Source organism: Rhodococcus sp. BUPNP1, assembly GCF_002215235.1.
Lineage (GTDB): Bacteria > Actinomycetota > Actinomycetes > Mycobacteriales > Mycobacteriaceae > Rhodococcus.
The window spans coordinates 26,857-49,035 of the sequence record NZ_NERM01000018.1; the positions used below are offsets into that span (position 1 = coordinate 26,857).

Genomic DNA, 22,179 nt, shown 5'->3' on the forward strand with positions numbered 1-22,179 from the left:
TCGGCGACGGTTCGCCCGTGCCCGTATCCGCCCAGCGAAAGACGCCCGTGTCCGACACTTCCTCCGTTACCTGGACCAGTTCCCTGAACCGCTATCTCCGCGCCGAGACGGTCGGCGGTTCACTGCTGCTCATCGCCGCGGCGATCGCGCTGATCTGGATCAACTCCCCCTTCGGCGACTCCTACACCGCCCTGCGCGACTTCGAGATCGGGCCGGAGTTCCTCCATCTGCACCTGTCGCTCGGGACGTGGGCGAAGGACGGACTGCTCGCCGTCTTCTTCTTCGTCGCCGGCCTCGAGCTCAAGCGCGAACTGGTCATCGGTGAACTCGCCGACCGCAGGAAGGCGATCCTTCCGGTCATCGCGGCCTGCGGCGGTGTGCTGCTGCCGGCCCTCATCGCCGCCGCCGTGGGCTGGGGAACCCCCGGCATGGACCGGGGCTGGGCGATCCCGGTCGCAACCGACATCGCCTTCGCTCTCGGCGTGCTCGCACTCACCGGTTCGCGCATCCCCACCAGCGCCCGGGTCTTCCTGCTGAGCCTGGCCGTCGTCGACGACCTGATCGGCATCGCACTCATCGCGATCCTGTTCACCTCCGGCCTCGCGCTCGGCTGGATGGTCGCCACGGTGGCTGCGGCAGCGGCGTACTGGTTCGCGCAGAAGCAACGCATCACCACCCCGTTGCTGTACGTGCCGCTCGCGCTGTTCACCTGGTACGCGATGCACAGCGCCGGCATCCACGCGACCGTCGCCGGGGTCCTCCTGGGCCTGCTCACCCGCGTCCGCACCGATCCCGGGGAGGACTACGGGCCCGCCGAGCGACTCGCCCACCGCCTCCAGCCGTGGTCGGCAGGTCTGTGCGTCCCCATCTTCGCGTTGTTCGCCTCGGGTGTTCCCATCGGCGCCGAGATGCTCGGCAACGTCTTCACCGAGCCCGTCGGCCTCGCCATCGTCCTCGGTCTGCTCGTCGGCAAGACCGTCGGCATCTTCGGCAGCACGTGGGTGGCCATCCGCTTCCGGGTCGCGACGAAACCGACCGGGCTGCAGTGGGGCGACGTCTTCGCCCTCGCCGTGCTCGGCGCGATCGGATTCACCGTGAGTCTGCTGATCACCGAGTTGTCGCTGACCGGAGACTCCGCCGAGATCGCCAAGGCCGCCGTGCTGGTGACATCATTGATCGCCTCTCTCCTCGGGTCGGCGCTACTGTTACTGCGTGGGCGCGCCCACCGCCAACGGAACGAACCAACCGAAGGGGTCGAGTAGTGAGCGTGACGAACGCGAATCGTCCGGAGAACGGAGTCCCGTCGAGCATCTCGGGCATCCCGTTGACGAAGGTGGACGCTCCGACACCCCGCGATGCCAGTGTGGGCGAACTGGTACGCGACGCCGCGACGCAGCTGTCCACACTGTTCCGCGCCGAAGTCCAGCTCGCCAAGGCCGAGGTGACCGGTGAGGTCAAGAAGGGCGTGCAGGGCAGCCTGTTCTTCATCCTCGCGCTCGCCGTACTGACCTTCAGTTCGTTCTTCTTCTTCTTCTTTCTCGCCGAACTCCTCGACGTCTGGGTGGCGCGCTGGCTCGCCTTCCTCATCGTCTTCCTGATCATGCTGGTGGTGACGGGCCTGCTGGCCCTGATCGGCTACATGCGGGTCCGCAAGTTGCGCGCGCCCAACAAGACCATCGACTCGCTCAAGCAGACCGCGTCGATCCTCCCGAGCAGCCAGGACGGACACGACGCCGACGGCCCGCGCCACGCCGCGCCGCGTCACGCCGCCCGCTGACGGACCGGAACCGTCAGTGCCCGTCCCCGACCCGTCCACGGTCCGGTATCCCGGACCGTGGACGCATCGAGACATCCACGCCAACGGCATCCGTTTCCATGCCGTCGAAGCCGGCCCGCACGACCCGGACACACCGCTCGTGGTGTTCGTGCACGGCTTCGCCGACCTGTGGTGGTCGTGGCGTCACCAGCTCACCGCCTTCGCCGATCTCGGCTACCGGGCGGTCGCGGTGGACCTGCGCGGTTACGGCGACACGGACAAGCCGCCGCGCGGATACGACGGCTGGACGCTCTCGAACGACATCGCGGGACTGATCCGCGCCCTCGGGCACACCGAGGCGATCCTCGTGGGCCACGCCGACGGCGGTCTCGTGTGCTGGGCGACCGCGGTGCTCCATCCCCATGTCGTGCGGGCGATCGCGGTCGTCGACTCCCCGCACCCCATCTCGCTGCGCGATGCGACCCTGCGCGACCACGCGCAACGCAAGGCCCTGCTGCCGACCTTCCTCGCCTACCAGCTGCCGTGGCGTCCCGAACGGAAATTGGTCCGCGACAACGGCCTGGAGATCGAACGGCTGCTGCGCGTGCGGTGCGGCCCGGACTGGCGACGCACCGACGAGTTCGCCGACGTCGTCGACCGGCTGCGCACCGCGATCCGCATCCCGGGCACGGCGCACCTGACCCTCGAATACCAGCGCTGGGCGTTCCGCAGCCAGTGGCGTCCCGACGGTCGCCGCTTCATGAAGGCCATGGACGTCGAGCTCACCCTGCCGATCCTGCAGCTGCACGGCGCGCTGGATCCCTACGTGCTCGCCGCGACCCTCCGACGCTGCGTGCGGCACGCCCCCGGACGGATCCTGAAGTTCGTCGACGGGGCCGGCCACTACGCCCATCAGGAGAAGCCCGGCGCGGTGACGGCGTTGCTCGCCGACTTCGTCCGCAGGCTCGACTGACCTGCCCGTCCGCCGGACGGGCAGGCGTCAGACGATGCAGGCGCCGGTCGCGACCGGCTGATTCACTCCGGCCATCTCCAGCTGCCGGCTGACCTCTGCGGCGGTGAGAACGAAACCGGTGTCGGTGTCGTCGACCGCCGCGCCGAAGACCATGCCGAGGACGCTGCCGGACGGATCGACCAGCGGACCACCCGAGTTGCCCTGCCGGATCGTGCCGCGCACCGTGTACACCTCGCGTTCGACGGTGCCGCCGCGGTAGATGTCCGGGCCCTGCAGGTCGAGCGTCTCGCGGATGCGCGCCGCGCTCGCCGTGTACGGGCCACCGCCCGGGTAGCCGAGCACGATCGCGTCGTCACCCGACTCCGCCGGCTCCGGCGCGAAGCCCAGCGGCTGCGCAGTCAGTCCCGGCACCGCGAGGATCGCGACGTCCACCTCCGGGTCGAACAGCACGACGGTCGCTTCGAGCGGACCGCCCTCCGTATCGACGGTCACCGCTGCGGTTCCGGCCACGACGTGCGCGTTCGTCATCACCCGTTCGGGCGCCACGACGAAACCGGATCCTTCGAGCGCCTTCTGGCAGCTGGGGGCGACGCCGTTGATGCGCAGCACGCTCGTCTGCAGCCGGGCGGGCACCGATCCTTCGAGGAGACCACCGTCGGGTGCCTCGACCTCGGCAATCGGGGTGCGTCCGAACGGCCCGATCACCTCGGGCAGACCCGAGGTGTCGAGCAGCGCCGAGAACTCGTTGGGGATCGCGCGCATCCAGTCGGGGGCGACGTCGTCGACAGTCCCCAGCACCTGGGATCCCCGCACGGCCGCGGAGACGGCGGGCTGGGTCGTGGCGGTCAGTGGGATGGCGAGCAGCCACGCGGCGACGAGCACCGCGACCGACTGCAGCCCGGCACCGACGACGCTGTCCACCGCCCGCGCGCCCGGACTGTGGATGCCGCTGCGCGCGGCGCGTCCGAGCACCATGCCGGCCACCTCGCCGATCACCACCAGCACCACGATCAGTGCGATCCCGGCGAGGATGCGCATGCGCGCGTCGTCGATGTGCACGAGCACGTGCGGGGCGATGAGGATGCCCGCGACCGCACCGAGCAACACGCCCAGGAAGGCGAGCGCCGAAGCGACGGCTCCCTGCCGGAGCCCGGAGGACGCGGCGATCAGGACGATCACCACGATGATCAGATCGATCCAGCCCGATCCGGTCATGATTCGACCACCCCCGTCTCCAGTTCGGCGAGTACGACGTCGAGGTCACGGACATCGTGGTGATCCCACTCGATCTCCCACCCCGACACCGCGAACAGACCCGCGAGCACGCCCGCGGTGAAGCCCCAGACCAGCATCCCGTCCACCTGGAAGGCCGGGCCCTGATAACCCAGCCGGTGCCGGACCTGGAAACGGTTGTCGGGGTCGAGCAGCTCGTGCAGCGACACCCGGACCACGCGGGTCGCCTCCTGCGGATCGACGACGCCGACGGGGCTCGGGGTCTCCCAGTAGGCGACCACGGGGGTCACGTCGAAGCCGGAAGGCGGGATGAACAGTTCGGGGAGCACGGCGAGCGGCCGGATCCCGGACGGATCCAGGCCGGTCTCCTCCTCCGCTTCACGCAGTGCGGTGTGGATGGCGCCGTAGTCCTCGGGATCGGCGGCGCCTCCGGGGAAGGCCACCTGCCCGCTGTGCTGCCGCAGGGTCGCGGCGCGCTGGGTGAGCAGGACGTCGGCATCGGCGGGAAGTCCGCCGCGGGCCATCGGATCGGCCTCCGGCGACCCGCCGAACAACACCAGCACCGAGGCCTGCCGCACCCGCGCGTCGCGCGGGGCGCGGCGGTTCAGGATCGGGTTGAGACCGTGCGGGTCGGTGGGCGAGACCGAGGCGACGCGCCGGAGCCATTCGGGGATCATGCGGCCACCCCCAGGTGCTCCTCGACGACCGAGGCGACCTCGTCGGCCGACCGGAACGGGATCGGGAGCACCGCGGCGACCGATCCGTCGGCGCGGAGCAGCACCGTCACGGGAAGGACGGCGGGCGCGCCGACCGCGGCCTGCACGCGTCCCGAGCCGTCCTGCACACCCGGCAGGTGCACGCCGTAGTCGGTGAGCCGGCCGAGGGCGTTCGACTCGTTCGGGTCGGTGTGGACGGTGACGACGGTGACCTCCTCGCCCACCCGGGCTGCGTAGTCCTGGAGAACCGGTAGTTCCTCGGCGCAGGGAGCGCACCACCAGGCCCACAGGTTCACCACGGCGGGTTTTCCGGCGAGGGCGGCCGCGAGGTCGACGGGAGATCCGTCGCCCACGCACTCGAAGACCAGCCCGGCGAGCGGACCGGCGGGAGCGGGCGAGGACACGCCCGGCTGCGGGCACGGATCCAGTGCGGCGTTCTCGCGCAGCGGGGCGAGGGCCTGCGCGTCGTCCTGGGGCCGGCGGTCCACGGGTGCGGCCGAGGGAGTGGCCGGTCCCGAACCGGTGGCCGGTGGCGGGTCGCTGCGGTCGCGCGGCCAGATGGCGACGATCAACGCGATGACGACGACGAGGGCTGCCAGGCTCCAGCGGCCTGCTGTGGAAGGACGCACTCCGTCACCGCCCGGCCAGCTCGAGCAGGTGCTCGGTCTCCGGTCCCTTCACCAGCGCGGCCGCGGTCTGCGGATCGGTGGGCCCGGTCCCGTAGGAGGGGCAGTCCTTCGCGAGGACACACACCCCGCATGCCGGCTTGCGTGCGTGGCACACGCGCCGACCGTGGAAGATCACGCGATGGGACAGCAGCGTCCACTCCTTGCGCTCGATGAGCGCACCCACCGCGTGCTCGATCTTGACCGGATCGGTCTCGTCGGTCCATTCCCAGCGACGCACGAGCCGCTGGAAGTGGGTGTCGACCGTGATACCCGGCACATCGAAGGCGTTGCCGAGGATGACGTTGGCGGTCTTGCGGCCGATGCCGGGCAGCGCGACGAGATCCTTCAGGCGGGCCGGAACCTCACCGTCGTGCCGCTCGAGCAGAGCCTGACCGAGGCCGATGAGCGAGTTGGCCTTGTTGCGGTAGAAGCCGGTCGAGCGGATGTACTCCTCGAGCTCGGCGCGGTCGGCCTCCGCGTACGCGCGGGCGTCGGGATACCGGGCGAACAGAGCGGGAGTCACCTGGTTGACCCGCACATCCGTGCACTGTGCCGACAGGATCGTGGCGACGGCGAGCTCGAGCGGATTCGTGAAGTCGAGCTCGCAGTAGACGTGCGGGAAGGCCTCGGCGAGGCGTCGGTTCATCCGTCGTGCGCGACGGACGAGCGCCAGTCGCGACTCCGGTCCGCGAGCCTTTCCGTTCACTCGGCGCGGGGCCGTCTCGGGGCTCTCGGACTGGGTGGCATGCACCTGATCCACTCTACGTAAACACTCTCCCCAGGATCCGGCCCCGTGTCTCTTCCGAGACCTTCCGGGTGTTTACTTCCGGGTATGCAAGCTCTTGCTGTCGTCCTCTTCCCGGTGCTGCTCATGTTGTTCGCACTGTCCATGGAACGTGTCGAAGCGCGCTTGAGTCGGTTGTCCGTCCGCGAGCAGGAAGTGGAGGAGTTCCTCGACAAAGCGGACCAGGCCGATGTCGCGGCACTCGCTCGTGAAGGTTTCCCCGGGGCCCTGGCTCGCTTCCAGCGTCGCCGCCGCCGCGGACCGAGCGCCGACGGAGCGGACGATTCGGACGGCCATCTGCGCGCGCGCCGCGCCAGCTGAACGACTACCTGCCGGTAGCCTCGAAGTGCCGATGATCGGGTTCGTCGACCGTTTCCGTGGTATCGGTCACTCACTCGTGCAGCGCGCACGATAGACTGGGCGCTCGTACGCCTGACAGGTGACCTGCCCGGGAAGTCCGTCGACGTGCAGACCCGGCAGTAGATGACGAATCATTCCCAAAAGGAGCGCACGTGGACGAGGTCCTGGCCAGAGCAGGCATCTTCCAAGGAGTCGAGCCCTCGGCGGTTGCGGCGCTGATCAAAGAGCTTCAGCCTGTAGATTTCCCGCGCGGCCATGTCATCTTCAACGAGGGTGAGCCCGGCGATCGGCTGTACATCATCGTTTCCGGCAAGGTGAAGCTCGGACGTCGTTCGCCCGACGGCCGCGAGAACCTCCTGACGATCATGGGCCCGTCCGACATGTTCGGCGAGCTGTCGATCTTCGACCCGGGTCCGCGCACCTCCACCGCCACCACCGTCACCGAGGTGCGTGCCGTGAGCATGGACCGCGACGCACTCAAGGCGTGGATCGACCAGCGCCCCGAGATCGCCGAGCAGCTCCTCCGCGTGCTGGCCCGTCGTCTGCGTCGCACCAACAACAGCCTCGCCGACCTGATCTTCACCGACGTCCCCGGTCGTGTCGCCAAGGCGCTGCTGCAGCTCGCCCAGCGTTTCGGCACCCAGGAGGCCGGCGCCCTGCGTGTCACCCACGACCTGACGCAGGAAGAGATCGCGCAGCTCGTCGGCGCGTCCCGCGAGACCGTGAACAAGGCCCTGGCCGACTTCGCGCACCGCGGCTGGCTGCGTCTCGAGGGCAAGAGCGTGCTGATCTCCGACTCGGAGCGTCTGGCGCGTCGCGCTCGCTGACCCACAGATCACCGAAAGGCCGGGACGCTCGCTGCGTCCCGGCCTTTCGGGTGTTCCGGCCCGTCCGGGCTGCCCTGGCTCAGCCATGGCTGCGCAGGTATTCCAGCTGCACGTTGACCGACTTCTCCGCCGCACCCCACAGCGAGGGGTCGACGTCGGCGTAGACGTGCTCGACGACCTGCCGTGCGGAGGCGTCGGCGCCGAGGGTGCGCAGTGCACCGCGCACCTGCTCGAGCCGGCCTTCCCGGTGCGCGAGGTACTCCCGCGCGATCGTCTCCAGATCGGGCAGCTCGGGACCGTGCCCGGGCAGCACCGTGTAGCCACCGCCGAGACCGATGAGCGACCTCAGCGACCGCAGGTAGTCGCCGAGGTCGCCGTCGGAGTCGTCGAGCACGGTCGTGCCGCGGCCGAGGATGGTGTCGGCGGTGAGCACACTGCGGTCCTGCTCGATCACGAACGACAGCGAATCGGCGGTGTGCCCCGGGGTCGCGACGACCCGGATGCGCAGGCCCGCCGCCTCGACGACGTCGCCGTCGGACAGCTGCTGCCCACCGCCGTGGCGGTGTTCCGGCAGCACCGCGTGCACCGGGCATTCGGCGAGCTGCGAGAACCGCTCGGCACCCTCGGTGTGGTCGAAGTGGCGGTGACTGATGAGGGTCGCCGCGACCGGCACCTGCGCGATCCGCTCGAGATGCCCTTCGTCGAGGGGACCCGGATCGACCACGACGCACTCGTCGCTGCCGGGTGCCCGGAGGATCCAGGTGTTCGTTCCCTCGAGGGACATGATCGAGGGGTTCTCGGCCAGGATCACCGCGGCGTTCTCGGTGACCTGCCGCAGCTGCGCGTAGGCGGGGTGGACCAGCGCCATCAGTCGTGCCTCTCGTGTCGGATCCGTCGGGAGCCGCCCTCGGTCGGGGAGGGTGGCGTCAGCGTACTTCCACCATCAACTCGACCTCGACGGGAGCGCCGAGGGGCAGCTCCGCGACGCCGACGGCCGAACGGGCATGCGCGCCGACCTCACCGAAGATCTCCCCGAGCAGTTCCGACGCGCCGTTGATGACGCCGGGCTGCCCGGTGAAGCCCTCGGCGGACGCCACGAAGCCGACGACCTTCACGACACTCGCGATGTTGTCGAGTCCGACGAGAGCATCGACGGCGGCGAGCGCGTTGAGCGCGGCGGTGCGGGCCGCGGTCTTCGCCTCCTCCGCCGACACCGCGGCGCCCACCTTGCCGGTGTGCGTCAGCTTCCCGTCGACCAGCGGCAGCTGACCGGAGGTGTAGACGACGTCGCCGTTGCGGACGGCGGGCACGTACGCCGCCACCGGGGCGGCGACCGGTGGCAGGGTGATGCCGAGTTCGGTCAGGCGTTCGCTCCAGGTGCTGTGCGACACGGGTCAGCCCTTCGGACGCTTGAGGTAGGCGACGTGCTGCTCACCGGTGGGGCCGGGCAGGACGGTGACGAGCTCCCAGCCGTCGGCACCCCACTGGTCGAGGATCTGCTTGGTCGCGTGCGTGAGCAGCGGCACGGTTGCGTATTCCCATGTGGTGGTTTCACTCATGTCCTGACCCTATCCGGCACCGTTCACCGTCCACGACTTATAGGCTCGTGATCGTGGCATCTCCGACATCACATTCCGGCGAATGGCCGGCAGGCGCCGCCCAGGCGCGACTGCACTTCGTGTCCGGCAAGGGTGGCACCGGGAAGTCCACCGTGGCCGCAGCGCTCGCGCTGGCGCTCGCCGCCGGAGGTCGCAAGGTCCTGCTCGTCGAGACCGAGGGACGTCAGGGCATCGCGCAGCTGTTCGACGTGCCGCCGCTCCCGCCGGTCGAGACGAAGATCGCGACCGCGCCGGGTGGCGGTGAGGTATCGGCTCTCGCGATCGACATCGAGGCGGCCTTCCTCGAATACCTCGACATGTTCTACAACCTCGGATTCGCAGGTCGCGCGATGCGGCGGATGGGCGCGATCGAGTTCGTGACCACGCTCGCGCCGGGTCTGCGCGACGTGATCCTCACCGGCAAGATCAAGGAGACCGTGGTGCGGACCGACGCGACGGGCACCCCTGTCTACGACGCGGTCGTCGTCGATTCCCCGCCCACCGGCCGCATCGGCAGCTTCCTCGATGTCACCAAGGCCATGGCCGACCTCGCGAAGTCCGGTCCGATCCGGTCGCAGAGCGAGGGCGTGGTCCGGCTGCTGCACTCCGATCAGACCGTCGTCCACCTGGTGACCCTGCTCGAGGCACTGCCCGTGCAGGAGACGGCCGACGCGGTGGAGGAACTCGAGGCCGCCGATCTCCGGATGGGCACGGTGATCGTCAACCGCACCGCCCCCGAACACCTGCCCGAGGAACTCGTCGACGACGTCGCCGCCGGCCGCATCGCCGGGCCCGCGATCCGGACGACCCTGGAGAAGGTGTCCGTCAAGCTCTCCGACGACGATTTCGCCGGCCTGCTGACCGAGACCATCGAGCACGCCGCGGTACTCCAGGCGCAACAGGTGAGCGCCGCTCAACTCGACGAAGTGAAGGTGGCACGCATGTCCCTACCGGCCCTCGCCGACGGTGTCGATCTCGGTGGCCTCTACGAACTCGCCGACGCCCTCGCCGAGCAGGGTGTCCGATGAGCGCACAGATCCGGAAGGTCCTCGACGTCGCCCGCATCCTGGACGACCGCTCGTCCCGGGTGATCGTGTGCTGCGGGTCGGGCGGTGTCGGCAAGACGACCACCGCCGCGGCGCTCGCGTTGCGCGCGGCCGAGCGAGGCCGCAGCGTCGTGGTGCTCACGATCGACCCTGCGCGGCGACTGGCGCAGGCCCTCGGGGTCGCCTCGCTCGACAATTCACCGCAGAAGGTGGAGCTCGGGCCGGAGGCGAAGGGCGAGCTGCACGCGATGATGCTCAACATGCGTCGCACCTTCGACGACATGGTGCTCGAGCACTCGACGCCGGAGAAGGCGCAGCAGATCCTCGACAACCCCTTCTATCAGACCGTGGCGTCGTCGTTCTCCGGCACGCAGGAGTACATGGCGATGGAGAAGCTCGGTCAGCTCGCGCAGAGCGACGAGTGGGATCTCATCATCGTCGACACCCCGCCGTCCCGGAACGCACTCGACTTCCTCGACGCTCCGCAGCGCCTCGGGGCCTTCCTCGACGGCCGGATGATCCGGATCTTCACGGCACCCGGGCGTGGCTTCGGCCGCCTGGTGACGGGCGCGATGGGGCTCGCGCTCAAAGCGGTCTCGACGATCGTCGGGAGTCAGATGCTGTCGGACGCGTCGGCCTTCGTGCAGTCGCTGGACTCGATGTTCGGGGGTTTCCGCGAGCGCGCCAACCGCACCTACCGGTTGCTGCAGCAGCCGGGAACCCACTTCATGGTGGTCGCGGCACCCGAACCCGATGCCCTGCGCGAGGCGTCGTTCTTCGTCGAGCGACTCTCGGGCGATCGCATGCCGCTGTCGGGCCTGGTGCTCAACCGCACCCATCCGACACTCTCGGCGCTGCCGTCCGATCACGCCCTCACCGCAGCGGATCAGCTCGCCGAGGAGGAGGGCGTGGACGCGAAGGCCGCTGAGGCCGTTCTCCGCATCCACGCGCACCGGGCCGTGATCGCCAAGCGGGAGCTGCGGTTGCTACGCAACTTCACCGCGGCGAACCCTGCCGTCCCCGTGGTCGGGGTGCCCTCGCTGCCCTTCGAGGTCTCGGATCTCGAGGCGCTGCGGGCGGTGGGCGAGCAATTGACCCGCGAGGCGTGATGTCTCGCGGGTCATGATCTCGGCGGTTCGTGTACCGGTGAGGTGGTGACTAGACCGCGCTCTGGTGCTGTCGCTGCGCCTGGAAGAAATCGGCCCAGGACTCGACCTCGGGATGCTGCTTGAGGAGAGCACGACGCTGCCGCTCCGTCATGCCTCCCCACACGCCGAACTCGACACGGTTGTCGAGGGCGTCCGCCCCGCACTCGAGCATCACCGGGCAGTGCCGGCAGATCACCGCAGCCTTGCGCTGCGCTGCGCCACGCACGAACAGTTCATCGGGATCGACTTCGCGGCAGCGAGCCTTGGAGACCCAAGCGATGCGCGCTTCGGCCTGGTCGACGTCGAGTCGGGTCGTCGGGGTGGTCATGTGCATTCAGTTGCCCCTTTACTTTCCGAACGCCGGTTCGCGGTGTTCGAGGTCTGCGCCGTCCGTGTGCCGCGACGGCGCGAAACCTGCCCGTCAAGGTGTTATCTGCGTCACACTGATGTCTCAATCTAGGTAAACTGATGCCCACGCGCAAGGCGAACGAAACCTTTTCTGGTACGTACGTACAAAGTTGCACGTCGGAGGCGTTTTCACAGCGCCCGTCGTGCCACGCCCGCTCCCTGGAAACCGCCGGCCGGTCCCCCGCCACGTAGTGTGTAGGCGTGTCGATCCGAAGAACGGTGGCGAAGCTCGCTGGTTGCACGGCCCTCGGCGGCGTTCTCGTAGCAGGGATGCTCTTCCCGGCCGCGGGTGGATTCGGGTACGTCTCGAACCGCGCCGCGGACACCGTCGACAACAGTTCCGCAGAGCTCGTCGAAGGTGTCGTCCCAGCCGTGACGACCATGGTCGACAAGGCGGGTGAGCCGATCGCGTGGCTCTACGACCAGCGTCGCTTCGAGGTGCCCAGCGACCAGATCTCCAACGAGATGAAACTGGCGATCGTCTCGATCGAGGACAAGCGGTTCCCCGAGCACCAGGGCGTCGACTGGCAGGGCACCATCCGCGCGTTCCTCACCAACACCACGAGCGGTCAGGTCGAGCAGGGCGCCTCCACGATCGACCAGCAGTACGTCAAGAACTACCTGCTGCACGTGATCGCGAAGACCGACGCCGAACGCCGCGCGGCGATCGAGACGACGCCGGCCCGCAAGATCCGTGAGATCCGCATGGCGCTGACCCTCGACGATCAGCTCACCAAGGACGAGATCCTCACCCGCTATCTGAACCTCGTCCCCTTCGGCAACGGTTCGTTCGGCATCCAGGACGCCGCCCAGACCTACTTCGGCATCGACGCGAAGGACCTGAACATCCCGCAGGCCGCGATGCTCGCGGGCATGGTGCAGTCCAGCTCGGCGCTGAACCCGTACACCAATCCCGACGGCGTGCTCACCCGTCGCAACATCGTGCTCGACACGATGATCGACAACATCCCGGAGCGCGCCGACGAGATCCGCGCCGCGAAGGAACTGCCGCTCGGCGTGCTGCCCGAGCCCAACACGCTCCCCCGCGGCTGCATCGCCGCCGACGACCGCGGCTATTTCTGCGAGTACGCGCTGCAGTACCTCGAGAACTCCGGCCTGTCGCGCGAGCAGATCGACCGGGGCGGATATCTCATCCGCACGACCCTCGACCCCGAGGTCCAGAACTCCGTCAAGGAGTCGCTCGACCGGTTCACCAGCCCCACCGTCGACGACGTGGCCTCGGTGATGAACGTGATCGAGCCGGGCCAGGATTCGCACAAGGTCCTCGCCATGGGGTCGAGCCGCAAGTTCGGCCTCGACGCCGAGGCCAAGGAGACGGTCCAGCCGCAGCCCTACTCGCTGGCCGGTCACGGCGCCGGGTCGATCTTCAAGATCTTCACCGTCGCCGCCGCCATGGAACAGGGCCTGGGCACCTCGGCCGTGCTCGACGTCCCGTCCCGCTACAACGCCCGCGGTCTGGGCGACGGCGGTGCCCGCGGTTGCCCGGCCAACTACTACTGCGTCGAGAACGCCGCACCGTATCCGTCGCGACTGTCGGTGACCGACGCGCTGGCACAGTCGCCGAACACGGCGTTCGTCAAGCTCATCGAGGCCACCGGCGTCGACGCGGCCGTCGACATGTCGGTGCGCCTGGGTCTGCGTTCGTACCTGCAGCCGCGCACCTCCGGCTTCGGCGACCAATCGATGGCCGAGATGCAGAAGGAGCAGCACCTCGGCTCGTACACGCTCGGCCCGACGTGGATCAACGCGCTCGAACTGTCGAACGTCGCGGCGACCCTCGCCTCGCACGGCAAGTGGTGCCCGCCCAGCCCGATCGAGGAGGTCTTCGACCGCGACGGCAAGCCCGTACCGATCACGCAGCAGGCCTGCGAGCAGGTCGTCGAGCCCGGCCTCGCCGATACCCTCGCCACGGCGATGAGCAAGGACACCGCTGCCGGCGGTACCGCCTCGGGTGCCGCGGGATCGGTGGGCTGGAACCTGCCGGTCGCGGCGAAGACCGGTACGACGGAATCGCACATGTCGTCGGCCTTCCTCGGCTTCACCAACCGGTTCGCCGGCGTGGTCTACACCTACGGCGACTCCCCCACCCCCGGCCAGATCTGCTCGGGTCCGGTCCGCCCCTGCTACGACGGCAACCTCTTCGGCGGTACCGAACCGGCGCGGACATGGTTCTCGGCGATGCTGCCGGTGGCGAACAAGTTCGGCTCCATCGAACTGCCCGCCCCCGATCCCCGGTACGTCCGCGGCGCGGGCAACGCCCAGGTTCCGGACGTGACGGGCCTCTCGAAGGATCGCGCGGTGCAGCGGCTGCAGGACGCCGGATTCTCGGTCTCGGAGGCGACGATCGCCGGTGAGGAACGCGCCGGAACAGTGACGGGTACGTCCCCGAGCGGCTCGGCCGTCCCGGGATCGACGGTCACACTGTTCATCAGCGACGGCTCGGTCCGCGTGGCTCCCACCACGAGCGCCACCCCGGCCCGCCCGCGCGACCGCGAGGTGCCCGACACGACCCGCCGGTCGACGCCCGCGCCCATCCCGGGACGTGAGCTCGAGCAGAGCGAGTCGAGCCCGCCGGCGGAGGAGGACTCCACTCCCACGACGACACCGAGCCGCCCCGACAACTGAGCCGCAGGGCTTCCACGGCCGTGCAGTTCTCGTCGTCCCGTCCTCGTGACGGTCGACGAGAACTGCGCGGCCGTTCGGTTACAGGCGTGAACGCACGGCCGCGGACAGGCGCTTGCCGTCGGCCTTGCCTGCTGCGATCTCGGTGGCGACCTTCATCACCTGGCCCATGTTCTTCGGACCCGGACGCGCGCCGAGTTCCTCGGCGACGCGCGCGAGGGCGGTGTCGACGACGTCGACGAGTTCGGCATCGGTCAGCGGGGTGGGCAGATACTCGTCGATGATGCGCGCCTCGGCGTGCTCCTTGGCCGCGAGCTCACCGCGGCCGTTCTCGGTGTAGACCTCGGCGGCCTCGCCCCGCTTCTTCGACTCCTTCGCAAGGACCTCGAGCACCTCGTCGTCGGACAGCTCACGCGCCTCCTTGCCGGACACCGCCTCGTTCCGGACCGCCGCGAGCAGCATCCGGAGGGTCTCGGTCCGCAGTTTGTCCTTGTCCTTCATCGCTGCGGTCAAGTCCGTCCGCAGCCTGGATTCGAGGGAGGATGTGGTGTCGCTCATGCCGGAAACGCTACGCGGGGCAGGCGAACCACGTGCGAGGACCACGCACGGCGGTACGCTGGAGAAGTGCCTGACCTGTCTGCAATTCGCCGCGTAACCCTCGGTGCTGCCGGCGCCGCCGCTCTCGGCCTCGGTTACGCCACGCTGATCGAACGGAACGCGTTCACCCTTCGCGAGGTCACGGTGCCGGTGCTCGCACCCGGCGCGTCGACACTGCGGGTCCTGCACATCAGCGACCTGCACATGACCCCCAACCAGAAGCTGAAACAGAACTGGTTGCGCGAGCTCGACGGCCTCGAGCCCGATCTCGTCGTGAACACGGGCGACAACTTGTCGCATCCGAAGGCCGTTCCGGCCGTCGTCCAGGCGCTCGGCGGACTCCTCGCCCGCCCGGGTCTGTTCGTCTTCGGGAGCAACGACTACTTCGCTCCCGTGCTGAAGAACCCGCTCGCCTACTTCGACAAGGACCACGATCGCGTCTACGGTCCTCCGCTCCCGTGGGGCGACCTGCGTGCGGCGTTCACCGAACGTGGCTGGCAGGACATGACGCACGTGCGCCGTGACATCGAGGTCGGCGGCGTACGCATCGCCGTCGGTGGTGTCGACGACCCGCATCTCGACCGCGACCGTTACGAGACGATCGCCGGTGCGGCCGATCCCTCGGCCGATCTGCGACTGGGCATGACGCACTCCCCCGAGCCTCGGGTGCTCGATCGTTTCGCCGAGGACGGCTACGACCTCGTCCTCGCCGGCCACACCCACGGCGGCCAGCTGTGCCTGCCGTTCTACGGCGCGCTGGTGACCAACTGCGGGATCGACCGGTCGCGGGTGAAGGGCGCGTCGCGCTGGGGTGCCCACATGCGACTGCACGTCTCCGCGGGCATCGGCACGTCGCCGTTCGCTCCCGCTCGGTTCTTCTGCCGTCCGGAGGCCACTCTGCTGACCCTCGTTCCGGCCTCGCGCGACACCGCGCAGCAGGCCAGCGGCGATGCGGCAGAGCGCGCCGGGTTACGTCGCTGACCAGCCGATTTAATCTTCTGCGGCCTCGTGTTGTAAGCTGACCGAGGTTCAATACGGGGTGTGGCGCAGCTTGGTAGCGCGCTTCGTTCGGGACGAAGAGGTCGTGGGTTCGAATCCCGCCACCCCGACTCGTGGAAGAACTCGTCAGGGCACTTTCTCCTCGCGGAGAAAGTGCCCTGATTGCTTTCCCGACTACGTTTCCGGGCCGGCCCGAACCCGGGATGGGGTCGCGAGGACGGAGTGGTTCCGGCTGTAGGCGAAGTAGATGATCAGGCCGAGGAGCATCCATGCCACGAACCGCAACCATGTCTCGACGGACAGATTCACCATGAGCCACACACAGGCGATCACCGCAAGGATGGGCACCAGAGGTACCAGCGGCACCCGGAACCCGCGTTCGAGGTCCGGTCGCGTGCGCCGCAACACGATCACGCCGATCGACACGAGTACGAACGCGAAGAGTGTGCCGATGTTGACCATCTCCTCGAGAGTGCCGAGCGGCACGAGCCCCGCGAGTACTGCGACGATCACCGCCACGAGCACCGTCGTGCGTACCGGAGTTCCATGGCTGCCCGTGTGGGAGAGCCCGCGTGGCATGAGTCCGTCCCGTGCCATCGCGAACAGCACCCTCGTCTGACCCAGCATCAGCACCATCACGACCGTGGTCAGACCCGCGAGGGCGCCGATCGAGATCAGGTTCTTGGCCCAGTCCATCCCGTTGAGTGCGAAGGCCGTCGCCAGTGTCGACTCGTCCCCTTCGAGCTCGGTGTAGTCGACCATGCCGGTGAGGACGAGGCTGACGGCCACGTACAGCACCGTCACGATCGCGAGCGAGCCGAGGATGCCGATCGGCACCGCCTTCTGCGGGTTGCGCGTTTCCTCGGCCGTGGTGGCGACGACGTCGAATCCGATGAACGCGAAGAACACCAGGCTGGCTGCGGCCAACAACCCGTACCAGCCGAAGGTGCTGCCGCCTGCCCCGGTCGCGAACGAGAACAACGACTGGTGCAACCCCTCACCTGTGTCGCCGGCTTCCGAGGGCGGGACGAACGGCGAATAGTTCTCGGTCTCGATGTAGAAGGCGCCGAGAACCACCACGAACACCACCACTGCGATCTTGATCGACGTGATGACCAGTGAGACCCGGGACGAGAGTTTGGTTCCCGTGGCGAGCAGCACGCCGATCACCGCGACGATCAGGATCGCACCCCAGTCGATCTTCACCGGTCCGATCATGACGCTCGACGACACGGCCACGACCTCGTGGAGGTAGAGCGACCACCCCTTCGCCACCACCGCTGCGGCGAGGGCGAACTCGAGGATGAGATCCCATCCGATGATCCACGCGACGAACTCTCCGAAGGTCGCGAACGAGTAGGTGTAGGCACTGCCGGCGACAGGCACGGTCGAGGCGAACTCGGCGTAGCAGAGGGCTGCGAGCGCGCACGCGATCGCAGCGAACACGAAGGCCAGGGACACCGACGGACCGGCGACGTTACCCGCGGTGCGGGCGGTGAGCGTGAAGATGCCGGCGCCGATGACGACTGCGACGCCGAACACGATGAGATCCCAGGCGGTCAGGTCCTTGCGCAATTTCGAATCCGGTTCGTCCGTGTCACGGATGGACTGCTCCACCGACTTGGCACGCAGGAGTCCGGTCCTCGGGGTCCTACCGATCCGAGTCATCGCGATCCTCTCCCCGGAGGGGAACCCCATCGCTTCGGGCACGACCCGAGGTTGCGAGCTGTTCTGCCGCAGGGCGTAAGAGCAGAATAGGCCGCCATCCGCTCCTGGAACGGTGCTTCTGCGCAGGGAAAAGAGGACGCCGTGCCGGCGCAGAAGCCGGCGAGCTCATCATGGCCGCCAGCCCCGCCGACATCGCCCTGTCGTACTGGGCATGGGCGTACGCCTATCAGACCGCCGGCTACATGCGGGCCTTCTCGCACACGGGGTGCTGAGACGGGACGTCAGGGCAGCAACCGGTCGAGGAACCGGTTGCTGAACACCCGATGCGGGTCGTACTGCTCGAAGGCTGCGAGCGCGGCGTCCCAACCCTGGCCGGACGGCAACCCGGTGCGGTACATGGCCGGCACCGTCTCCCCGAGGAAACCGGGGTCGCGGTAGCCGCCCTGGTCGTCGAACGCCCAGCCCTTCGACCACTCGGAACGGAAGGTCGCGTAGTCGCCCGAGTAGTGGGCGGCCATCCACTGTTCCATCTCGCGGAAGAAGGCCGGCATCCCTGCCGTTCCGGGGATGGAGACCACGTTCATCCAGATCGCGGTGTCCCAGTCGGGGCGGTCGGGGCGGGGACGCACCGGCGACAGGTCCGGCACACCGGCAGCGTCGACGAGCACCTCGTCGGCGTCGTCGACCTTGCACAGACGCACCTCGAACGGCATGTTCACGGGGTACTGGCCGAGCGAGGCGTAGTGCGTCATCCGCTCGTGCAGCCACGTCGTGAACTCGTTGATGACGCGGGCGATGTTGTCGCGTCTCGTCACGACGACACCGCCGCCGGCGACCACGCGCAGGGTCGCGGCGCGCAGGTAGAACAGCAGGTCCTTGGACCAGCCCCACAGATCGTTCGTGCCGGTCGCTGCGAGTCCCGCTGCCACCGCTCCGAACTGCGACGCACCGAAGGCCGGTGTGACGCCCTGGGCGCCGCGCACGACCTGCCCCAGCAGGTCGGTGAGCTCCTCGGGCAGGCTGTCCGAGAAATAGTAGTTGTACGGGCCCTGCACCTCACGGGAGGCGGCGGGCTTCTCCGGGGAGACCGACCAGATCTTGAGCCAGGGTGTCTCGGTGAAGGGGAACCAGATCGCCTCGACCCGACCGTGTTCCTCGACGTAGCGCTCGAAGGTGCGCCCCGGCGAGCCGGGCGGTGCGAACAGTTCGCGCCACGGGATGTCGGTGAAGCTCTGGCAGCGCACCCGGTAGTTCGCTCCGGCCTGCAACGTCACGGAGGTGACGAAGGTGCGTCCGAGGTGGGCGAGCAGGGGTCCGATCTCCGGGTCGGCGCGGCGGAACTCGCGGAGTTCGTAGGCACCGGCCGACGGGTTCCACACCACGGCGGTCAGAGCCAGGACGAGATTGGACAGCGAGCCGAACGACTGGCCGGGGACCACCGTCTCCCCCGCTGCCGGGTAGGTGGCGCCGTGGGCACCGATCGACAGTGCCCCCGCGATGGAGATGTCCCCGATGGCCGGCGAGTTGGCCCACCCCAGTCCGTTCGCTTCGAGCGCGGTGAGGATCGCTTCGATGCTCGCGCCACCGCCGGCGGTCACGCGCGCAGGTGCGGCTCCCGCGTCGACGACGACCTGGTTGAGCTGCGACATGGTGTCGACCAGCACGACGTTCTCGATGTCCTGCCCGGCCTCGAGGGTGAGCGGACTCCAGCTGTGCATCGACCCGCGGGGACGGATCCGGAAACCGTGGGCGTGTGCCCAGTTCGCGAGGCGGACGACGTCGTCGGCGGTGCGCGCGGTCGCGGTCCACACCGCGTCGAACTGGATGGTCTTCGCCCAGTTGACGAACTGTTGCTGCGAGAGCGGGATGTCGGCCGGGAAGTCCGGCGGCGCCGGGATCGTGGCAGCCGGGTCGCCGAGCGGCACCGCACCCGCGAGCGTCCATCCCGTGCCTGCAAGGACGGCCGCTCCTGCGGCTGCTCCGAGAAGACCTCGACGACTGAGTGTGGGACCAGAGGCTCGAGTGCTCACGAGGGCGGGTTCCGTTCTGTTCTGCGGGCACGGACTCCGCAAAAATAGAACAAGTTCTCTTTATTCTCCAGTGCCGCTACCGGTGTGCGGTGCCCTCGCTCCAGAACGACAGGCCCGACGCCTCCAACGTGCCGAGGATGTGTTCGGGCGCGCCGTCGACCGACCAGACGGCCATCGCGACCGCCGCAACGGTGAGAGCCGGACCGAGGATGCCGAGCTCGAACGGCCCACCCGCACGGATGGACAACGCCGACGGCAGCTTGATCTCCCACCAGCGCGACCCGCGCCAGGGCACGAACGGCGCGAGGAAGGGGATGCCCTCCTTGGTGATGGCGTCGCCGAGACAGTGCGTCGCGCATCCGAGGGCCACCGCGACCCCCAGGCCCGTCGACGCGACCTCCTGCGGGAACCACGTCCACGACAGGATCGACAGCACTGCCGCGCTCAGGGTGACGACCACCCACCCGCGCTTCTTCGCCCACGATCCGAACAACCCACGCAGCGCGAGACCGAGAGTGACGAACAGGACCCCGATGATCGCTTCCCTGCCGAAGCTCGCGACGAGCGCCGAGACTCCGGCTCCGAGCAGTGCCGCGAACAGCGCGGTGTGCGTCATGGTGCGGTGCCCGCCGCGCCGCTTCCGGTCGCGGCTGCCCTTGGTGAGCGAGTAGTAGCCGAGCGAGACCGCGTCGATGCCCTTGGCGAAGGTCTGGCTCACGGGCCCGAACGACCTCGCGACCGTCGACTGTGCCGTGTCGAGATCCGGTAGCAGGGCCGCCCCCGAACACACCGCCGCGAAGGCGAAGGTCTCCGCGGTGGACGCGGGTGCACCCCAGTCGGGAGGAAGCAGATCTGCGACGACGAGCCCCACCAGCGCCCCGGATACTGCATGGGTAGGACCCATCACCATGTCGGACAACACCTTTCGACGAACGAGCGCGAACCCGGCCCCGCGTGACGACGCCGGCCCGGATCTCCAACCTAACAACCACAGCCGACACAGCTGTCACACGCGTGTTCGAACAGCCGATATGTTCGGCAGACGCCGGCAGGGCCGCCCACCGTAAGAGGTGGACGACCCTGCCGTCTGTGCCGGACTCCTCGTGTGCGAGGAAGATGGAGTTGTTGCCGTCGGATGGAGGGAGAGCGACATGGACACCACGCTGATCGTGCTGGCGCTGGCAGCCCTGATCTACTGGTGGGGACTGCTCTGATCCCGCCGCATCTCCCCCGGTGACGGGTCAGGCTCCGGCGCGCACGCCCGCCTCGACCCGCTTGCCGAGCTCCTCGTCGACGTTGCGCCAGTACTCGAAGATCCGCTCGTAGAGCGCCTCCGAGGTACCGCCGAGGACGTGTCCGACGATGTTGTTCACGAGGCGTTCGCGTGCCGCGTCGTCCATCACGTCGCGGACGAGGGTGCCCGCCTGACCGAAGTCGTCGTCCTCGGGGTGCTGCACGTATCCCGCACGCACGGCCTCGGTTCCGAAGTTCCACAGACCTTCGTCGCCGGCCCGCTCGGGATCGGCATGCGGACCACCGAAGCTGTTCGGCGCGTAGACCGGGGTCTGCGGATCGTTGAAGGTGTAGGCCATGTTGCCCTCCTTGCTGTAGGAGTCGACACGGGCGGCCTTCGCGGAGTTCACCGGCAGCTGTGCGTGGTTGACACCGATGCGGTAGCGGTGGGCGTCGGCGTAGGAGAACACGCGGCCGAGCAGCATCTTGTCGGGCGAGAATCCGATGCCCGGCACGACGTTCGACGGGGCGAACGCGGCCTGCTCGATCTCCGCGAAGAAGTTGCGCGGGTTGCGGTTCAAGGTCATGGTGCCGACCTTGATCAGGGGGTAATCCTTCTGCGACCACACCTTGGTCAGGTCGAACGGGTTGAACCGGTAGTTCTCCGCCTCCGCGACCGGCATGATCTGCACGTGGAGCGTCCAGCTCGGGAACTCGCCGCGCTCGATCGCCGTGTAGAGGTCGGCGCGGTGGTAGTCGGGATCCGAGCCGGCGAGGCGGTCGGCCTCGTCCTGGGTGAGGAACTCGATGCCCTGGTCGGTCTTGAAGTGGTACTTCACCCAGAAGCGCTCACCGTCGGCGTTGATCCACTGGTAGGTGTGCGAACCGAAGCCGTCCATGTGGCGCCACGTGCGCGGCAGGCCACGGTCACCCATCAGCCAGGTGACCTGGTGTGCGGTCTCGGGGCGCAGGGTCCAGAAGTCCCACTGCATCGTGTGGTCGCGCAGGCCGGAGCCGGGCAGACGCTTCTGCGAGTGGATGAAGTCGGGGAACTTGATCGGGTCCTTGATGAAGAAGATCGGCGTGTTGTTGCCGACCAGGTCGTAGTTCCCGTCCTCGGTGTAGAACTTCAGAGCGAAACCGCGCGGGTCGCGCCAGGTGTCGGGGCTGCCCTGTTCACCGGCGACCGTCGAGAAGCGTGCCAGCATCTCGGTTTTCGCGCCCGGCTGGAACAGCTCGGCCTTCGTGTAGGCGGAGACGTCCTCGGTGACGACGAGCTCACCGAACGCGCCGGCGCCCTTGGCGTGCACGACGCGCTCGGGCACCCGCTCGCGGTTGAAGTGCGCGAGCTTCTCGACCAGGTAGTGGTCGTGGAGCAGGATCGGGCCCTGGGTGCCGGCGGTCAGTGACTCGTTGTCGCTGGCGACGGGGATACCGACGTTGTTCGTGGTGTAACGGGCATTCGTCATGGTGACCTCCGAATACGGGTGTT

General features: G+C 68.5%; 23 protein-coding genes and 1 tRNA gene. 11 read left to right on the top strand and 13 right to left on the bottom strand.

Going from position 1 to position 22,179, the window contains the following annotated elements:
• Positions 1 to 47: 47 nt before the first annotated feature.
• From nhaA to B9C99_RS17960, 3 genes are read left to right on the top strand one after another with little or no spacing between them, the layout of a single operon-like run.
• Positions 48 to 1,262: a Na+/H+ antiporter NhaA gene (gene nhaA, locus B9C99_RS17950; protein ID WP_088898843.1), complete on the top strand. Its 1,215-nt coding sequence runs from the start codon at positions 48 to 50 to the stop codon at positions 1,260 to 1,262.
• A complete protein-coding gene (locus tag B9C99_RS17955) occupies positions 1,262 to 1,777 on the top strand; it encodes a phage holin family protein (RefSeq protein WP_088898793.1) in 516 nt (171 codons plus the stop codon). The genes nhaA and B9C99_RS17955 overlap by 1 nt, the downstream gene beginning before the upstream one ends.
• Positions 1,778 to 1,793: 16 nt before the next feature.
• Positions 1,794 to 2,729 carry an alpha/beta fold hydrolase gene (locus B9C99_RS17960; protein WP_088898794.1) on the top strand — a complete coding sequence of 312 codons (936 nt, stop codon included), beginning with the start codon at positions 1,794 to 1,796 and terminating at the stop codon, positions 2,727 to 2,729.
• A gap of 27 nt (positions 2,730 to 2,756) precedes the next feature.
• On the opposite strand, the gene marP is transcribed toward B9C99_RS17960, so the two are convergent.
• From marP to nth, 4 genes are read right to left on the bottom strand one after another with little or no spacing between them, the layout of a single operon-like run.
• Positions 2,757 to 3,944, bottom strand: a complete 1,188-nt coding sequence (gene marP / locus B9C99_RS17965; RefSeq protein WP_016693232.1) for an acid resistance serine protease MarP — start codon at positions 3,942 to 3,944, stop codon at positions 2,757 to 2,759.
• Positions 3,941 to 4,639, bottom strand: a complete 699-nt coding sequence (locus B9C99_RS17970; RefSeq protein ID WP_016693231.1) for a CoA pyrophosphatase — start codon at positions 4,637 to 4,639, stop codon at positions 3,941 to 3,943. The genes marP and B9C99_RS17970 overlap by 4 nt, the downstream gene beginning before the upstream one ends.
• Entirely contained in the window at positions 4,636 to 5,307 is a 672-nt protein-coding gene (locus B9C99_RS17975; RefSeq protein ID WP_088898795.1) for a TlpA disulfide reductase family protein, read from the bottom strand. Before B9C99_RS17975 ends, B9C99_RS17970 begins: the two co-directional genes overlap by 4 nt.
• Positions 5,308 to 5,311: 4 nt before the next feature.
• Positions 5,312 to 6,106, bottom strand: coding sequence for an endonuclease III (gene nth / locus B9C99_RS17980; protein ID WP_016693229.1), 795 nt, complete (start codon positions 6,104 to 6,106; stop codon positions 5,312 to 5,314).
• Positions 6,107 to 6,178: 72 nt separating this feature from the next.
• Here nth and B9C99_RS25920 point away from each other — a divergent pair, with 72 nt between their 5' ends.
• Complete coding sequence (locus B9C99_RS25920) at positions 6,179 to 6,451, top strand: hypothetical protein (RefSeq protein WP_060653839.1); 273 nt, start codon at positions 6,179 to 6,181, stop codon at positions 6,449 to 6,451.
• A gap of 191 nt (positions 6,452 to 6,642) precedes the next feature.
• A complete protein-coding gene (locus tag B9C99_RS17990; protein ID WP_006552426.1) occupies positions 6,643 to 7,317 on the top strand; it encodes a Crp/Fnr family transcriptional regulator in 675 nt (224 codons plus the stop codon).
• Between the two features lie 79 nt (positions 7,318 to 7,396).
• Here B9C99_RS17990 and B9C99_RS17995 read toward each other — a convergent pair whose 3' ends face one another.
• From B9C99_RS17995 to B9C99_RS18005, 3 genes are read right to left on the bottom strand one after another with little or no spacing between them, the layout of a single operon-like run.
• Positions 7,397 to 8,185, bottom strand: coding sequence for an MBL fold metallo-hydrolase (locus B9C99_RS17995; RefSeq protein WP_088898797.1), 789 nt, complete (start codon positions 8,183 to 8,185; stop codon positions 7,397 to 7,399).
• Between the two features lie 58 nt (positions 8,186 to 8,243).
• Positions 8,244 to 8,708 (bottom strand): RidA family protein, encoded by a 465-nt coding sequence (locus B9C99_RS18000; protein WP_016693226.1) that lies wholly within the window; start codon positions 8,706 to 8,708, stop codon positions 8,244 to 8,246.
• Between the two features lie 3 nt (positions 8,709 to 8,711).
• On the bottom strand, positions 8,712 to 8,876 hold the full coding sequence (locus B9C99_RS18005) for a DUF4177 domain-containing protein (protein WP_006552429.1): 165 nt from the start codon (positions 8,874 to 8,876) through the stop codon (positions 8,712 to 8,714).
• Between the two features lie 53 nt (positions 8,877 to 8,929).
• Between B9C99_RS18005 and B9C99_RS18010 the strand changes: the two genes are divergently transcribed.
• A complete protein-coding gene (locus tag B9C99_RS18010) occupies positions 8,930 to 9,943 on the top strand; it encodes an ArsA-related P-loop ATPase (RefSeq protein WP_037190610.1) in 1,014 nt (337 codons plus the stop codon).
• Complete coding sequence (locus tag B9C99_RS18015; protein WP_088898798.1) at positions 9,940 to 11,070, top strand: ArsA family ATPase; 1,131 nt, start codon at positions 9,940 to 9,942, stop codon at positions 11,068 to 11,070. The genes B9C99_RS18010 and B9C99_RS18015 overlap by 4 nt, the downstream gene beginning before the upstream one ends.
• Before the next feature lie 49 nt (positions 11,071 to 11,119).
• Here B9C99_RS18015 and B9C99_RS18020 read toward each other — a convergent pair whose 3' ends face one another.
• Positions 11,120 to 11,443, bottom strand: coding sequence for a WhiB family transcriptional regulator (locus tag B9C99_RS18020; RefSeq protein WP_006552432.1), 324 nt, complete (start codon positions 11,441 to 11,443; stop codon positions 11,120 to 11,122).
• 293 nt (positions 11,444 to 11,736) lie between these two features.
• Between B9C99_RS18020 and B9C99_RS18025 the strand changes: the two genes are divergently transcribed.
• Positions 11,737 to 14,163: a transglycosylase domain-containing protein gene (locus B9C99_RS18025; protein ID WP_088898799.1), complete on the top strand. Its 2,427-nt coding sequence runs from the start codon at positions 11,737 to 11,739 to the stop codon at positions 14,161 to 14,163.
• Between the two features lie 78 nt (positions 14,164 to 14,241).
• On the opposite strand, the gene B9C99_RS18030 is transcribed toward B9C99_RS18025, so the two are convergent.
• Positions 14,242 to 14,718 (bottom strand): GatB/YqeY domain-containing protein, encoded by a 477-nt coding sequence (locus B9C99_RS18030; RefSeq protein WP_088898800.1) that lies wholly within the window; start codon positions 14,716 to 14,718, stop codon positions 14,242 to 14,244.
• 66 nt (positions 14,719 to 14,784) lie between these two features.
• Here B9C99_RS18030 and B9C99_RS26290 point away from each other — a divergent pair, with 66 nt between their 5' ends.
• Both B9C99_RS26290 and B9C99_RS18040 read left to right on the top strand, forming a co-directional pair.
• Positions 14,785 to 15,738: a metallophosphoesterase gene (locus B9C99_RS26290; protein WP_059383099.1), complete on the top strand. Its 954-nt coding sequence runs from the start codon at positions 14,785 to 14,787 to the stop codon at positions 15,736 to 15,738.
• A 54-nt stretch (positions 15,739 to 15,792) separates the two neighbouring features.
• Positions 15,793 to 15,866, top strand: a tRNA-Pro gene (locus B9C99_RS18040).
• A 64-nt stretch (positions 15,867 to 15,930) separates the two neighbouring features.
• On the opposite strand, the gene B9C99_RS18045 is transcribed toward B9C99_RS18040, so the two are convergent.
• From B9C99_RS18045 to B9C99_RS18060, 3 genes are all read right to left on the bottom strand, one after another.
• Positions 15,931 to 17,424, bottom strand: coding sequence for an amino acid permease (locus B9C99_RS18045; protein ID WP_088898801.1), 1,494 nt, complete (start codon positions 17,422 to 17,424; stop codon positions 15,931 to 15,933).
• Between the two features lie 281 nt (positions 17,425 to 17,705).
• Positions 17,706 to 19,454 carry a cholesterol oxidase substrate-binding domain-containing protein gene (locus B9C99_RS18055; RefSeq protein ID WP_088898802.1) on the bottom strand — a complete coding sequence of 583 codons (1,749 nt, stop codon included), beginning with the start codon at positions 19,452 to 19,454 and terminating at the stop codon, positions 17,706 to 17,708.
• Positions 19,455 to 19,530: 76 nt separating this feature from the next.
• Positions 19,531 to 20,364, bottom strand: a complete 834-nt coding sequence (locus B9C99_RS18060) for a metal-dependent hydrolase (protein ID WP_088898844.1) — start codon at positions 20,362 to 20,364, stop codon at positions 19,531 to 19,533.
• A gap of 160 nt (positions 20,365 to 20,524) precedes the next feature.
• Between B9C99_RS18060 and B9C99_RS25925 the strand changes: the two genes are divergently transcribed.
• Positions 20,525 to 20,668, top strand: a complete 144-nt coding sequence (locus tag B9C99_RS25925; RefSeq protein ID WP_160876060.1) for a hypothetical protein — start codon at positions 20,525 to 20,527, stop codon at positions 20,666 to 20,668.
• Between the two features lie 27 nt (positions 20,669 to 20,695).
• Here the strand turns inward: B9C99_RS25925 and B9C99_RS18065 are convergent, their stop codons facing one another.
• The gene (locus B9C99_RS18065) at positions 20,696 to 22,156 is read right to left on the bottom strand and encodes a catalase (protein ID WP_088898803.1); all 1,461 of its coding nucleotides are present in this window, start codon (positions 22,154 to 22,156) and stop codon (positions 20,696 to 20,698) included.
• Between the last annotated feature and the right edge of the window lie 23 nt (positions 22,157 to 22,179).